Here is a 14933-nt window from a genome sequence, read left to right on the forward strand (position 1 = left end):
CCTTTTTGTTTAGGAATCTAACTATGTCTCAACCCATTGAACAACTTCTCACTATTATGGCTCAGCTTCGAGATGAGCAGCATGGCTGTCCATGGGATCGCAAACAGACCTTCGAAACCATCGTACCGCACACCATCGAAGAAACGTTTGAAGTGGTCGACGCTATTCATAACCAAGACTGGCAAAATCTAAAAGAAGAGCTGGGCGATCTGTTGTTTCAAGTGATTTTTTATAGCCAGATGGCAAAAGAGCAAGGGTTATTTGACTTCAACGAGGTTGTTGAGGGATTGAATGACAAGCTCACTAGACGTCATCCGCACGTTTTTTCTGATGTGGAATTTGCAGATGAAGCCGCTATCAATGCCAATTGGGAAGCTGAGAAAAAGAAGGAAAAGGCTGAGGTAGGCAAAAACGAAGAAAGTATTCTAGACTCAATACCACAATCGTTACCTGCACTTTCAAAGGCCAATAAAATCCAGAAACGTTGCGCTAAATATGGCTTTGATTGGGATGCGTTAGGACCTGTAGTTGACAAGGTTCAGGAAGAAGTTGAAGAGGTGGTTCAGGAAGCGATTCAGGTTGATGTTGATGAAGAGAAGCTGGAAGAAGAGGTCGGAGATCTATTGTTTGCCGTAGTGAATCTTTCTCGACATTTGAAAAAAGATCCTGAGGTTGCGCTGAGAAAAGCGAACAATAAATTTTCTCGTCGCTTTAAAGGTGTTGAGGCAAGGGCTGGCGAAGATGGTAAATCCCTTACAGACTTTAGCCTTCAAGAGCTTGACCAGTTTTGGAATGACGTAAAAAAACAAGAAAAGTCCTCGGATTTGTGAACCGCTTCTCATTGGTGTAAGTTTCTACAATTGATTTGAAGCAAAAAATAAAAATTTTGAATGTGATAAGTTTCACGTTGTGGCGGTAAAGGGCTTCTGGTATATTTGCATCCCGTCCAGAAGAAATCCATTTTCCCTCATTCAACCAACTTCAGGTTAAACATGACGACAAATTATATTTTTGTTACTGGCGGGGTAGTATCCTCTCTAGGTAAAGGTATTGCAGCAGCATCTCTTGCAGCAATTTTAGAAGCACGTGGTCTTAAAGTGACCATGATGAAGCTTGACCCTTACATCAACGTTGACCCGGGCACAATGAGCCCAACTCAGCACGGTGAAGTGTTCGTCACGGAAGATGGCGCTGAAACTGACCTTGACCTTGGTCACTACGAGCGTTTCATCCGTACCAAGATGACAAAACGCAACAACTTCACTGCTGGTCGTGTTTACGCTGATGTTCTTCGCAAAGAGCGTCGTGGTGACTACCTAGGTGCAACTATTCAGGTAATCCCTCACATTACTAATGCTATTAAAGATCGCGTGATCGCTGGCTCTGAAGGCCACGATGTCGCTATCGTTGAAGTTGGTGGTACAGTTGGTGATATCGAATCACTACCGTTTATGGAAGCCATTCGTCAGTTAGCCGTTGAGCTTGGTCGTGAGCGTGCAATGTTTATGCACCTAACTTTGGTTCCTTACCTAGCAGCAGCTGGTGAAGTGAAAACCAAGCCGACTCAGCACTCTGTAAAAGAGCTACTGTCTATCGGTATCCAACCAGACATTCTTGTTTGCCGTAGTGATCGTATGATCCCTGCAAACGAGCGTAAGAAGATTGCGCTTTTCTGTAACGTTCAAGAAAAAGCGGTAATCTCAATGAAGGACGTAGATTCTATCTACAAGATCCCTCAACTAATTAAAGCGCAAGGTCTAGACGACCTAGTATGTTCACGCTTTGGTATCTCTGCTCCAGAAGCTGATCTTTCTGAGTGGGAACAGGTAATTTACGAAGAAGCTAACCCAACGGCTGAAGTAGTTATCGGTATGGTAGGTAAATACATCGAACTACCAGATGCTTATAAGTCTGTAAACGAAGCGCTAAAACATGCAGGCCTTAAAAACCGCCTGAGTGTGAAGATTAAGTACGTTGATTCACAAGACGTGGAAACAAAAGGCGAAGAAGCGCTAGCTGGTCTAGACGCAATCCTTGTACCTGGTGGCTTCGGTGACCGTGGTGTTGAAGGTAAGATCCTTGCTGCAAAATACGCTCGTGAAAACAAAGTACCTTATCTAGGCATCTGTCTAGGTATGCAAGTGGCACTTATCGAATACGCGCGTAACGTTGCGGGTATGGAAGGTGCACATTCAACAGAATTTAACAAAGAGACTAAATACCCTGTGGTAGGCTTGATCACAGAGTGGGTAGATGGTGAAGGTAAAGTTGAAGAACGTACCGAAACGTCTGATCTTGGCGGTACAATGCGCCTTGGTTCTCAGCTATGTCACCTAGAAAAAGGGACAAAAGCGTACGAACTATATGGCAACGCTAAGATCCATGAACGTCACCGTCACCGTTACGAAGTGAACAACGTACTTCGTCCACAGATTGAAAAAGCAGGTCTTAAAGTTTCTGGTCTGTCAGCAGACAAGAAACTAGTTGAAGTGATTGAGAACCCAGCTCACCCATGGTTTGTAGCTGCGCAGTTCCACCCAGAGTTCACTTCAACGCCTCGCGATGGTCACCCGTTATTTACAGGCTTTGTGAAAGCGGCGGGCGAATTCCAGCGCGGTACTGAAGAAAAGTAAAAGGATACGGGCGGTTGCGAAGGTTGTGCGGCTGCCCTTAATTTTGACATTTATATTCAATGAGAGGAAACATTAATGTCTAAGATCGTTAAAGTTCTAGGTCGTGAAATCATCGACTCACGTGGTAACCCAACTGTAGAAGCTGAAGTACACCTAGAAGGCGGTTTCGTAGGTATGGCGGCAGCTCCATCTGGCGCATCTACTGGTTCTCGTGAAGCTCTTGAGCTACGTGACGGTGACAAAGCACGTTTCCTAGGTAAAGGTGTTCTTAAAGCTGTTGAAGCTGTTAACGGTGCAATCGCTGAAGCTCTAGTTGGTAAAGACGCTAAAGCTCAAGCTGAGATCGACCAAGTGATGATCGACCTTGACGGTACTGAAAACAAGTCTAAGTTCGGTGCGAACGCTATCCTAGCAGTTTCTCTAGCAAACGCTAAAGCAGCAGCTGCTGCTAAAGGCATGCCTCTATTTGAGCACATCGCTGAGCTTAACGGCACTGCTGGCGTATTCTCTATGCCTCTTCCAATGATGAACATCATCAACGGTGGTGAGCACGCAGACAACAACGTTGACATCCAAGAGTTCATGATTCAACCAGTTGGTGCTAAGACTCTTAAAGAAGGTCTACGTATCGGTGCGGAAGTATTCCACAACCTAGCTAAAGTTCTTAAGTCTAAAGGCTACAGCACTGCAGTTGGTGACGAAGGTGGTTTCGCTCCTAACCTTAAGTCTAACGCTGAAGCTCTAGAAGTTATCGCAGAAGCTGTTGCAGCTGCTGGTTACGAACTAGGCAAAGACGTTACTCTAGCTATGGACTGTGCAGCATCTGAGTTCTTCGACAAAGAAGCTGGCATCTACAACATGAAAGGCGAAGGTAAGACTTTCTCTTCTGAAGAGTTCAACCACTACCTAGCTGAGCTAGCTAACCAATTCCCAATCGTTTCTATCGAAGACGGTCTAGACGAGTCTGACTGGGATGGCTTCAAGCACCAAACTGAACTACTAGGTGACAAGCTTCAACTAGTAGGTGACGATCTATTCGTTACTAACACTAAGATCCTTGCTGAAGGTATCGAGAAAGGCGTTGCTAACTCTATCCTTATCAAGTTCAACCAAATCGGTTCTCTAACTGAGACTCTAGCTGCTATCAAGATGGCTAAAGACGCAGGTTACACAGCTGTAATCTCTCACCGTTCTGGCGAAACTGAAGATGCAACTATCGCTGATCTAGCGGTAGGTACTGCTGCAGGTCAAATCAAAACTGGTTCTATGAGCCGTTCTGACCGTGTTGCTAAGTACAACCAGCTAATTCGTATCGAAGAAGCTCTAGGTGAAAAAGCACCTTACAACGGTCTTAAAGAAGTTAAAGGTCAAGCTTAATCGCTGATTTTTAAATAGCTTTTGTAAAGCCGCTCTTTATAGAGCGGCTTTTTTTATGCCTGAATATTATTGAATAGGACATCCAACGGGGTAACGAAGGAGTAACAGTATCCAGTATGTTACTTATGAAATAACTCAGATGCGCTAAAGTGATTACAGTTCAATAAAACGTATCCCTACTTACTAGAGGAAAAGATCATGGCTAAAGTGACCAGCCCTACTACTACGTTTAATAACGAGTATTTTTCATTCATTGTTTCTGAGTCATGGAAACACATCGGTGCTGACCAAACTCACGCTGATATCCTTGCTCACAACCTATTGGTTGGTGGCCTACAAGGTAAACTTCACCAAGGTCTTGGCGTTATCGAAGCAGTAACGATTCCATACGAAGCAGGCATCCTAGATCCTACATCGACGCCAGAGCTAGAGTCTGAAGGTGATACTTGGGCAGTATACAACGGTAAGAAATCTTCTGGTCACTACGTTTGTACGCTAATGGCTCAAACGGCTATTGAGAAAGCACGCAAACACGGTATCTCAATCGTATTTGGTTACGACCACTGTGACGGCGGTAACTTCTCTAACTACACACAGATGGCAATGAAAGAAGGCATGTTTGCGATGTCTTCAAACAACTCTGTACCTCTTAATGCACCATTCGGTGGTATGGATCCAGCAATGTCTTGCCCTCCGTTCGATGCAGCTCTAGTTGGTGGTGAAGAACTACCTCTAGTCACATCTATCATGATCGGTGAAGGTTACGACTCTCACATCTGTGACGCTATCGTAAACGACCGCGACCTACACGTTGCAGCGCTTGTTGACCAAGACACTGGTGAGCTAACAGCTGACGCTCGTAAGTGGGGCTCACTAATCGAAGGTTACGGCCGTGTAGCTGACTGTAAAGCACCGTGGACATTCCTAACACCACGCCTTTACTCTCTAAACATCTGGAATGAAGTGATGACGGCAATCATCAACCCGAAAGGTAAGATTGCTCCTGAGCTTCCAGCAGTGCCAAGTGACTTCTTCACGATGGAAGATGCGCCATGTCCAGTAGGCGGTTCTTACATTCTAGTCATCGACCCAAGCCACTTTGGCCCAATCGAAGAAGTGAAACGTAAGAGCGACATGTTCGTGAAAGCGATTAAAGAAAACCGTCCTCGTGCTGGCTTCAACGAAGTTTACATTCCAGATGAATGGGGCTTAAAAGCACTCTCTACGGCAACCGATGAGCACCAAGTTATGGACGCTCACTGGGTTGGTTTCAAAGACTTCCTAAAACGCTCTGGCACTTCTATCGAAGAGTTGAACGCGAAATGGGAAGCGAAAGTTGGCGCTGAACGCGCAGCTGAAACTATCCGCAAATAATTTTAAAATCAGACGCACTTGATTTTATGCCCAGTCTCCCTCGGACTGGGCTTTTTTCGTTTCTAGCTTGAATTGTGAAGGCGAAACCTGATGATAAGCTTTGAACGCACGAATAAACGGTGGTGCCGAGTGATAGTCGAGGAGGTTGGCAATATCGGATAACGATAATGAAGTCTTCAGTAAATACTCATTGGCCATTTGCATTCGAACGTCGAGCACGAGTTGTTTGTAAGTTTTACCTTCATCATGAAGTCGTCGTCGTAAGGTTCTTGCGGTGAAGCCTAAATCTTCAGCCATTTGTTCCATGGTGGGTACTCCGGAAGAGAGAAGAGCGTACAGGCGCATTCTTATCTGATCGCAACTGGTGCTGGCTCGTGATTGCTGGTTCATCTCCGCACTGTGCTTCGCTGCGATATTGGCGACTAAGGATTCATTCGCAGAGATGGGCATATCGATCCACTCAATGGGGAGCCTAATTTGATTACTCGCTGCGTTGAAGGTCGGCATGATACCTAAATACTGGTGATAGAGGTGTTTATAACTTGGCGCGGCATAACTAAGGGAAATTGAGACTTTATCTTTATCAAATTGCTCTCCCAAGAGCTTTTTTATTCCAAGGTAGTAATGACCAATGCTGTCTTCGATAGTGTAGGGCTGCGGCGTCCAAAATGCGGAACGATCTTCGGCAGTGATATAGGCATATTCTCGGTCGTAGGCAATACGAATATCCACATAGTCACTGGTCATCCAGGGTATATGAATGATCGTTTCTAATAGCTGCTTAAGTGTCTTACAGCCTAGCATGGCAAAGCCCAAAGCTCCGGTGTCTTCAATGGTAAGCCTACTTGCGATGCGTAATCCGATACCATCGATGTTCAACTGTTCCATGGACAATTTCATTAACGTCAGCACTTGTTGAGTCGTCATCAATTCATAATGACCATAGCTAATACGTCTGATTTTAGCGCGGCGAAGAAACGGATCGATAGCCAGTGGCTGTTTCGCCAAATCTCTGAGTAATGATTCCCAGTGGCCAACAATGGCTTGCAAAAACTGCTGCTGATGTAGTGAGCTCATGTTGTTGTCCTGAAATGTAATCTCATTGGCCGGAAATGTAATTATAGTAAGCGAGGTGAGTGGATACAATATAGACATCGCTGAAAAGCAGAAAAAACAATGAGGACAATAATATGTTCAAGCCAAAACGTGTAGAAATTTCAAAAGAGAAACTCGAACTTTACCAAGATATTTATTGGAATAAGTCGGATGCAGACTTTTATATCAATGAAGACATCGCTCCAATGCAGCAGCGTATGGCGGAACAAGGTGTAGAAGCATTCAGTTTACTGGGTAAAGAGCATGTTGGTGCATTTGGCGCACCTTATGTGAACAGCTTTGAAAACGCGGACATTGTTATGTATGGCTTGACCATGGATAAGTGTTCACCAAATGCTGGTGGTCATAAATTTGGTCCTGGTGCGATTCGTGATGCCTCTAAAACTGGTATGGGCCTTATTCACCAAGATGGCACGATGCCATTTGAACTATGTAACATCATCGATTACGGAAACTGGGATGGCCTTGGTCAGTTCAACTTAGATGAAGAAATGCGCAATGCGCAGAAAGTGGTTGATGACATGGTGATCAACCACGGCTGTACTCCATTCTTCTTTGGTGGCGACCATACCGTTGCTTACCCAGGGCCTGCGGCACTTGCGAAAGTGCACGGTCCGGTTTCACTTATTCATATTGATGGTCACTTTGACTTGCTCACTCGCGCAGACTTTGATTACGAGTCATATTCAGGTAACTGGTATTGCCGCCTAGCATCAGAAGGTGCTATCGACCCAACGACCAGTGTCAGCATGGGTATGCGCGGTCGCTGGTGTGCATCTCAACAAGGCAAAGCGAAGGCGATTGGCGGTAACTTCTACTTGGCTGATGAAATTTACGATTTAGGCGTGGATTACATTGTAGAACAGATCCTTGAGAAACAAGGTGACGGTCGTCCGGTGTACCTAACCTTTGACTTAGATGGCCTAGATCTTCTTGATCACAGTGCAAACTCAAGCCCAGATCCATTTGGTGTTTCTGCTCGCATGTATTACGACATCTTCCGTAAACTTCGCGCGACTAAGCGCATTAACTTAGTGGGCGCTGATATTGCCGAGTTTGCGCCTCAGAAAAACTCTGACGAGAAAGATGCGCTGCTTACTGCTGCATTCGGTTGGGAGCTTCTAGTATGGCTAGCTGAATGTCGCCACATCCGCGAAGGTAAGAAAAACCCAACAGAATGGCCAATGAGCTTCGGTCGTAACATCGAGTTCTAATAGCATTTCTTGCGCTTAACGCGAAGGTAGGAATGATAATAAAAAATGCCCACTCAATTGAGTGGGCATTTTGTGTTTCTAAAGCGGATTATTTGCTGAAGTTCATCGCCATTGCCGCTGCAATATTACGAGAGGTCATTTCAACGTTGAACGCCGCTTCTTTTAAGGCGGTTGGTAGGTCAGTCGCACCTAGTACTACGCTGTACGCTGCATCAATACCGTGTTCGTGAACCACTGCGCAGTCTTTTGCTGTGCTACCTGCAATGGCTATCACAGGAATGTCGTATTGCTTCGCAGTACGTGCCACACCGATAGGCGTTTTACCATGAATAGTTTGGCTGTCAATTCGGCCTTCACCTGTAATCACAAGATCGGCGTCTTTTACCACTTCGCTTAGGTTCACCGCATCCATCACAATTTGGATACCTGGACGCAGTGATGCATCAAACAAACCAAGTAGCGCTGCACCGAGGCCACCAGCAGCACCGGCGCCTGCGGTATCAATGACATCACGACCGTTAGTAGCTTTGATGACACTGGCATAATGCGCAAGGTTGCTATCGAGGGTTGCCACGATCTCTGGTGTTGCGCCTTTTTGTGGACCAAACACGTGCGAGGCGCCTTTAGGACCACACAGAGGATTATCAACGTCGCACGCGACTTCCAAGTGGATGTCTTTCAGGCGAGCATCAAGGCCTGATAGGTCAATGCTGGCTAGCTTATTGAGTTCTCCACCGCCAAAGCCAAGTTCATTACCTTGTTGGTCCAGCAATTTAGCACCAAGAGCCTGCGCCATACCTATGCCACCGTCATTGGTAGCGCTGCCGCCAATACCAACAATAATGTGCTTCACACCGTGCTCTAGCGCCGCTTTGATTAATTCGCCAGTTCCATAAGTTGTGGTAACAAGCGGGTTGCGTAGCTCAGGTTCAACCAGATGTAGGCCTGACGCCGCAGCCATTTCAATAATAGCTGTTGAACCATCTCCCATAAGGCCATAGAAGCCTTCAACTTGCTGACCTAAGGGGCCAGTAACTTGGCAAGTAACAATCGATCCTTCAGTAGCATCAACCAATGACTGAACCGTACCTTCACCGCCGTCCGCCATTGGAAGTTTGACGTATTCAGCATCGGCAAAGATTTTCTTAAAACCGGTTTCGATCGCTTCGGCAACTTCCATGGCCGTTAAGCTTTCTTTGTATGAATCTGGAGCAATAATAATTTTCATAATAGGACCTTATACAAATAGACCGAACACACCAAAGATCATTACAGAGACAAAGGCGATCACTAGACCAACCGCAGACTCGTAAGGAATGAGTTTGAGACGCTCGCGAATATCCATATGCACAGCGCCACCAGTGGCGTGGAAGAAACTACCGTGTGGCATGTGATCCAATACGGTAGCACCTGAGTGAATCATGGCTGCACCGGCTAATGCTGGAACACCAAGTTCAAGAATTGTGGAACTAAATACACTAGACGCAACGGCGGTACCGGCTGTAGTAGAAGCGGTAGCAAGCGCCATCATTGCACCTGAAATTGGTGCTAATAGATAAGAAGGAAGGCCCGATGCTGTTAAGGAATCGATAAGTACATCTTTCAGACCAGAGTTAGCAATAATGCCAGCTAAGGTACCGGTACCTAATAACATAACTGCGACAGGTGCCATACGTGATAGACCGGAAACGGCAAAATGGTTAGTGTCAGCAAAACGACCCATGACCACGGCACCAAGTAAACCACCTAATGGAAGCGCGATAAGCGGGTCTACGTTAATACCAGCAATAGGGCGAAGAGAAAGTAGAGCGATCGCCACAAGTGGAGCAACAATCGATGCGCCAAATGACGGTAGTCTAGAGTGATCAACAGCAACCACTTCGCTTTCTGCTACTTTAGAGCCTTTGTTGACGAGCTTTTTCGCGAGGAAGTAAGCGAAGATCATGCCGCAAAGTCCTGGAATCACACCTGCAGCCATCACCGAAGTTAGTGGAACGTTGAAAGCGTCAGCTGCTGCAATTGAGTTTGGGTTAGGTGACATGACGTTACCGGCTTTACCGCCGCCAACCATAGCAAGCAAAATTGCTGTTTTAGAGATGTCCGCGCGGCGAGCAATGGCAAGAGCAATTGGAGAAACGGTAATAACTGCAACATCGACGAATACGCCAACGGCAGTCAGAATCATGGTGGCGATAGCCAGAGCAAGAAGGGCGCGAGTCTCACCGACTTTCTTAACGATGGTCTCTGCGATAGAGGTTGCCGCCCCTGATTCAATTAGAACGCCAGCAAGAACACCAGCAGCAAGAATACGCAATACAGCAGTAACAATGCCTTGTGCACCGCCAATCATTAGAGCAACCGTATCGGTTAATGACACGCCACCTACAACACCGCCGATCAGGGCACCGATGATCATGCCATAAGCTGGTGGAACTTTTTTGAGAATAAGGGCAATGGCAACAACAAGAGCTGCGAGTGCGCCTAAGGTAGAGACTTCAATCATGGTTTAGTTTTCCGCTAATTTAATAATTTTTTTATTGGGTGTTTGCACCCTTTATGAGCGGAAGATTAGCTATTCAGGCGAGGATTTTCTTTATGCGAACTGACGAATTTATCATTGTAGGTAATAGATAACTTGTGCAAATGCACAAATTAACGTAATGTTTACAAACATTTTAACGCAAGATAAAGCTGGATTTTGTCATCTAACTTATTGATATCTAAATTTGTTTCTTGTTGTATTTTGTCTAGGCGGTATCGCAAAGTGTTACGATGAATATGGAGGGATTCACAAGTTTGAGCCAGATCGCAATTTTGAGCAAAAAAGGTGCTCAGGGTTTTCAATAGGACCTGTTTGCTGTCGGCTGCCATTAATTTCTCGATGGGTGCTTTAAGCTGAGTAGCTCGCCATGGGTCTTGTTTGATACTGCTGACCAGTACCGAAAGTTTGCGATCTTGATAGAACATGACAGCATCATCATTACTGGTACTACTCTCTATCGTTGCTTTGGCCGTTTCATATGAGCGCGCAAGGCCGATTAGCCCCGGAAAATAATCACCAATCGCCATTTGAATCGAAAAGTCACACTCATTGTCGATGCGTTTTACCAGTTTAGCGACTCGCTTCTGCTCTTCTTTACGATTCCAAGTGTGATTAACAATAGTCACGGGCTTAAGAACCACGATCTCATTCATAGAAACTGAAGCAATACCGACTATATTGTCGCGCTCCGGGTGTTCCAATAGATGAACCAGTTTCTGTAAGTGTTCTAGTGTGACTGGTTCGCCTGCGCGTGGAATTACTTTAATAACAGTGGCGACTCTTGGCTGGGAAAGATCGAGGTCCAGCCTTTGGGCAATGGAGAGCAACTGGCCATCATTCAAGCTCGAGCCTTCGATAAGTTGTAGCAGCAGCTCTTCCCTATGACGTTTATTCCATTGGACCTGAGACATTAATGCCGCTTGTTCGACGATCAGCTCAGCCGTCATTTTAACCAGTTCACCGTAGCTTCTTACCTCTTCCGGTGTCCCAGAAATACCCACTACGCCAATAACATGTTCGCTGTAAATAATAGGGAGGTTAATACCAGTTTTTACGCCAGAAAGAGTGGAGGCAACAGAGTCATTGATCTCAATCGTGCGGTTATCACGAATGGCCAACAGTGCACCTTCGTGTGTTTGATGCAGTCGACTAGGATCGCTTGAGCCAATGATCACGCCATTTTCATCCATAACGTTAATGGAGTAGGCAATGATCTTTTTTGCACGATCAACAATTTGCTTAGCAATGAGAGAGTTAAGTTGCATTGTATTGGCTCTTCTAAGGAATTGTTGTTGAGTATACCTGATTGCTAGTGATTCTGAGGTATAATCGGCGCGAGTTTACAGAGAGAAAAAGTGATGGAATTCGAGTTTATTAAAAACAGTTTCACTGGTGAATATCTGGTGAAGTGCGAAATGGGTCAAGAAGTGATCGCTAGATTACTTCAAGAAGAAGTTAGTACCGACGACCGCACCATCATGGAAATAAAAGCACTGCTATCGAAAGCGTCACAATTTTCTGGTAATGAACACAAGTGGCAGGGCAAAGAGATTTCTTTGAGTATTCTCGAGTCTGAAGTCCATGTGTATGAAAATACGTTAGCTTTTGAGACGTTAACGGAGTCCGAAGAAGAGTTTTCACTGTATGAAAGTGAAAGCTACAGTGAGTGTGGTTTGGAGGATTTCTTGTCTGTTATCGAGCAGTGGGAGCGCTTTATACATAATCGCTAAGTGGATAATACGGTTATTTTGCACATTCTTAGTGCTAATAACATTTAACGCATTATTTTTGTGAATACCTTGCACCAATAAAGTGCAAGGTATTTTCATTTTTATAACATACAAAACTAGAATTCTTATATTTCAATAGGTTAAAAAGTTGGCACGCACCTTGATTGCTGTTTTAAGCAACAGGGATAAAAAGGCGAAGGGGATGCCATGAAACTTATTAACGCAATCATTAAACCATTCAAGCTGGATGATGTAAGAGAAGCACTTGCAGATGTAGGCATTGAAGGGATGACAGTTTCTGAGGTCAAAGGATTTGGTCGTCAGAAAGGTCACACAGAATTATATCGCGGTGCAGAGTATCAAGTGGACTTTCTACCGAAAGTGAAGCTGGAAATTGCAACGCACGCAGACAACGTAGACCGAGTTATAGAAGCTATCACTAATGCGGCTCAAACCGGCAAGATTGGCGACGGAAAAATATTTGTGTACGACCTAGCCCAAGCAGTACGTATTCGTACGGGCGAAATGGATGCTGAAGCACTTTAAGGGATTGGAGAACATATTATGGAATTAGCAACAACAGTCAGCGAACTGCGTTATGCGCTAGACACTTTTTACTTTCTTATTTCAGGCGCGCTCGTAATGTGGATGGCGGCAGGCTTTGCCATGTTAGAGGCTGGCCTAGTTCGCTCAAAAAACACCACTGAAATTTTAACCAAAAACTTTTGTTTGTACGCTATCGCATGTACTTGTTATCTCATTGTGGGTTACAACATTATGTATGTGGACAATGGCGAAGGTGGCTGGCTACCATCGTTTGGTGCGCTAATCGGTACTCAAGGTGAAGGTGCAGACCACTCTCTAGAGTCGGACTTCTTCTTCCAAGTTGTTTTCGTAGCAACAGCAATGTCAGTGGTATCCGGTGCGGTTGCTGAGCGTATGAAGCTTTGGTCTTTCCTTATCTTCTCTGTCGTACTAACGGCATTTATTTATCCTATGGAAGGTTATTGGACTTGGGGTGGTGGTTTCCTATCAGAAGCAGGCTTTAGTGACTTTGCTGGCTCAGGTATCGTTCATATGGCGGGTGCAGCGGCTGCATTAGCTGGTGTTCTGTTGCTAGGTGCTCGTAAAGGCAAGTACGGCAAGAATGGTGAAATCTACCCAATTCCAGGTTCAAATATGCCTTTAGCTACTCTAGGTACGTTTATCCTATGGTTAGGCTGGTTCGGCTTCAACGGTGGCTCTCAATTAATGGTTTCAGATTTTGAGAACGCGACAGCAGTAGGTCAAATCTTCCTTAACACTAACGCAGCAGCGGCAGCGGGTGCCATTGCAGCAATGCTAGTGTGCAAAACAACGTGGGGTAAAGCTGACTTAACTATGATTCTCAATGGTGCGTTAGCGGGTCTTGTTGCTATCACTGCTGATCCTCTATCTCCTTCACCTGTATACTCAGTAGCTATAGGTGCAGTAGGCGGTGCGCTAGTCGTATTCAGCATCATTGGCCTAGACAAGCTTAAGATTGATGATCCAGTTGGTGCTATCTCTGTTCACGGTGTGTGTGGTTTCTTCGGCCTAATGGTAGTGCCACTGAGCAACGGCGATGCAACGTTTGGTGCTCAGCTTTTAGGCGCAGCAGTTATCTTCGGTTGGGTGTTCGCGGCAAGTCTTGCTGTCTGGGCAGTGCTGAAAGCGACAATCGGTATTCGTGTAACAGAAGAAGAAGAATTAGAGGGTATGGACATGCACGATTGTGGTGTAGGTGCTTATCCTGAGTTTGTTAGTGTTAAGTAATGTTTTGTTACAAACTTAATCAAAACCTGCCTTTTATGGCAGGTTTTTTTATATCAGATCATTGTTTTCAGAATTAATATGAATATAATAACGCAACTGATAAACGTTCTCATTATGAATTAAAGGAACTAAAACGATGAAAAAACTGCTAACTCTTTCAGCAATTGCAGCTAGCTTTGCAGCACCAGCGATGGCCGCTGAAGAAGTCAACGTTTACTCTTACCGCCAACCTTTCCTTGTTGAGCCTATGTTTAACGAGTTCACTAAAGAAACGGGCATTAAAGTAAACGTAAAGTTTGCTAAGAAAGGTCTGGCAGAAAAACTTCAGCAAGAGGGCGAATACAGCCCGGCTGACGTAGTGTTAACAACAGATATTAGCCGTCTAGCGGAATTGACTGACAAGGATGTAGTTCAAGCGGTAGATAGTGACGTAATCAACGCTAACGTTCCTGCTCAGTACCGCGATAAAGAGAATGAGTGGTTTGCATTAACACTGCGTACTCGTAACGTATACTCTTCTCGTGACCGCGTAGGCAAACTAGGTAATGATTTTGATTATATCGACCTAGCAAACGCTGAGTACAAAGGCAAAATCTGTACTCGTAGCGGTAAGCATCCTTACAACGTATCTCTTGTGTCTTCTATGATTGCTCACCACGGTGAAGCGGAGACAAAAGAGTGGCTAGAAGGCGTAAAAGCTAACCTAGCACGCAAACCACAAGGCAATGACCGCGCTCAAGTGAAAGCGATCAGCGAAGGCCTGTGTGACGTATCTCTAGGTAACAGCTACTACCTAGGTAAGATGGTTAATGACAAAGAGCAAAAAGCTTGGGCTGATGCGGTATACATTAACTTCCCGAACCAAAACACAACGGGTACTCACGTAAATATCAGTGGTATGGCGATGGCGAAATACTCGCCAAACAAAGACAACGCATTGAAGCTAATGGAGTTCTTAACAGGCGACAAAGCTCAGCAAATGTATGCAGAAGTTAACTATGAGTACCCAGTAAAAGAAGGCGTTAAGCGTTCTGAGCTTGTGGCATCATGGGGTGATTTCAAAGCAGATAAAATTTCGCTCGATGAGATTGCCGAATATCACAGTGCTGCAATCAAATTGTTAGACGAAGTTAAGTTCGACCTATAATCGATA

Annotated in this window: 13 protein-coding genes; 9 read left to right on the forward strand and 4 right to left on the reverse strand. The window is 45.1% G+C overall.

Translation table 11 applies throughout. The features are described from left to right. Nucleotides 1-23: 23 nt before the first annotated feature. The 4 genes from mazG to JKJ11_RS02345 all read left to right on the forward strand — a co-directional run bounded on the left by mazG (nucleotide 24) and on the right by JKJ11_RS02345 (nucleotide 5384). On the forward strand, nucleotides 24-830 hold the full coding sequence (gene mazG / locus JKJ11_RS02330) for a nucleoside triphosphate pyrophosphohydrolase (protein WP_031493536.1): 807 nt from the start codon (nucleotides 24-26) through the stop codon (nucleotides 828-830). A 162-nt stretch (nucleotides 831-992) separates the two neighbouring features. Beyond that, entirely contained in the window at nucleotides 993-2633 is a 1641-nt protein-coding gene (pyrG, locus tag JKJ11_RS02335; RefSeq protein ID WP_038228988.1) for a CTP synthase, read from the forward strand. Nucleotides 2634-2708: 75 nt separating this feature from the next. Further along, on the forward strand, nucleotides 2709-4010 hold the full coding sequence (gene eno, locus JKJ11_RS02340) for a phosphopyruvate hydratase (protein ID WP_063605881.1): 1302 nt from the start codon (nucleotides 2709-2711) through the stop codon (nucleotides 4008-4010). Between the two features lie 198 nt (nucleotides 4011-4208). Continuing rightward, nucleotides 4209-5384: an Ldh family oxidoreductase gene (locus tag JKJ11_RS02345; RefSeq protein ID WP_006075619.1), complete on the forward strand. Its 1176-nt coding sequence runs from the start codon at nucleotides 4209-4211 to the stop codon at nucleotides 5382-5384. A 24-nt stretch (nucleotides 5385-5408) separates the two neighbouring features. Here the strand turns inward: JKJ11_RS02345 and JKJ11_RS02350 are convergent, their stop codons facing one another. Continuing rightward, nucleotides 5409-6461, reverse strand: coding sequence for an AraC family transcriptional regulator (locus tag JKJ11_RS02350; RefSeq protein WP_006075618.1), 1053 nt, complete (start codon nucleotides 6459-6461; stop codon nucleotides 5409-5411). Between the two features lie 113 nt (nucleotides 6462-6574). Between JKJ11_RS02350 and JKJ11_RS02355 the strand changes: the two genes are divergently transcribed. Further along, on the forward strand, nucleotides 6575-7714 hold the full coding sequence (locus JKJ11_RS02355; protein ID WP_006075617.1) for an arginase family protein: 1140 nt from the start codon (nucleotides 6575-6577) through the stop codon (nucleotides 7712-7714). 88 nt (nucleotides 7715-7802) lie between these two features. Here the strand turns inward: JKJ11_RS02355 and JKJ11_RS02360 are convergent, their stop codons facing one another. The 3 genes from JKJ11_RS02360 to JKJ11_RS02370 form a co-directional block, all read right to left on the reverse strand. Beyond that, nucleotides 7803-8942 (reverse strand): glycerate kinase, encoded by a 1140-nt coding sequence (locus JKJ11_RS02360; protein WP_252038693.1) that lies wholly within the window; start codon nucleotides 8940-8942, stop codon nucleotides 7803-7805. Between the two features lie 9 nt (nucleotides 8943-8951). Beyond that, nucleotides 8952-10217, reverse strand: a complete 1266-nt coding sequence (locus tag JKJ11_RS02365; RefSeq protein ID WP_031495021.1) for a GntP family permease — start codon at nucleotides 10215-10217, stop codon at nucleotides 8952-8954. Nucleotides 10218-10378: 161 nt separating this feature from the next. Next, complete coding sequence (locus tag JKJ11_RS02370; protein ID WP_107306340.1) at nucleotides 10379-11521, reverse strand: sugar diacid recognition domain-containing protein; 1143 nt, start codon at nucleotides 11519-11521, stop codon at nucleotides 10379-10381. 93 nt (nucleotides 11522-11614) lie between these two features. Between JKJ11_RS02370 and JKJ11_RS02375 the strand changes: the two genes are divergently transcribed. From JKJ11_RS02375 to JKJ11_RS02390, 4 genes are all read left to right on the forward strand, one after another. Next, nucleotides 11615-11986 (forward strand): YacL family protein, encoded by a 372-nt coding sequence (locus JKJ11_RS02375; RefSeq protein ID WP_031494037.1) that lies wholly within the window; start codon nucleotides 11615-11617, stop codon nucleotides 11984-11986. 207 nt (nucleotides 11987-12193) lie between these two features. Next, nucleotides 12194-12532, forward strand: coding sequence for a P-II family nitrogen regulator (locus JKJ11_RS02380; protein WP_038229080.1), 339 nt, complete (start codon nucleotides 12194-12196; stop codon nucleotides 12530-12532). 18 nt (nucleotides 12533-12550) lie between these two features. Next, entirely contained in the window at nucleotides 12551-13780 is a 1230-nt protein-coding gene (locus JKJ11_RS02385) for an ammonium transporter AmtB (protein ID WP_038229081.1), read from the forward strand. Nucleotides 13781-13916: 136 nt separating this feature from the next. Further along, entirely contained in the window at nucleotides 13917-14927 is a 1011-nt protein-coding gene (locus JKJ11_RS02390; protein ID WP_038229082.1) for a Fe(3+) ABC transporter substrate-binding protein, read from the forward strand. Nucleotides 14928-14933 lie beyond the last annotated feature (6 nt).

It is taken from the genome of Vibrio sp. SCSIO 43133 (genome assembly GCF_023716845.1).
Taxonomy (GTDB): Bacteria; Pseudomonadota; Gammaproteobacteria; order Enterobacterales; family Vibrionaceae; genus Vibrio; species Vibrio mediterranei.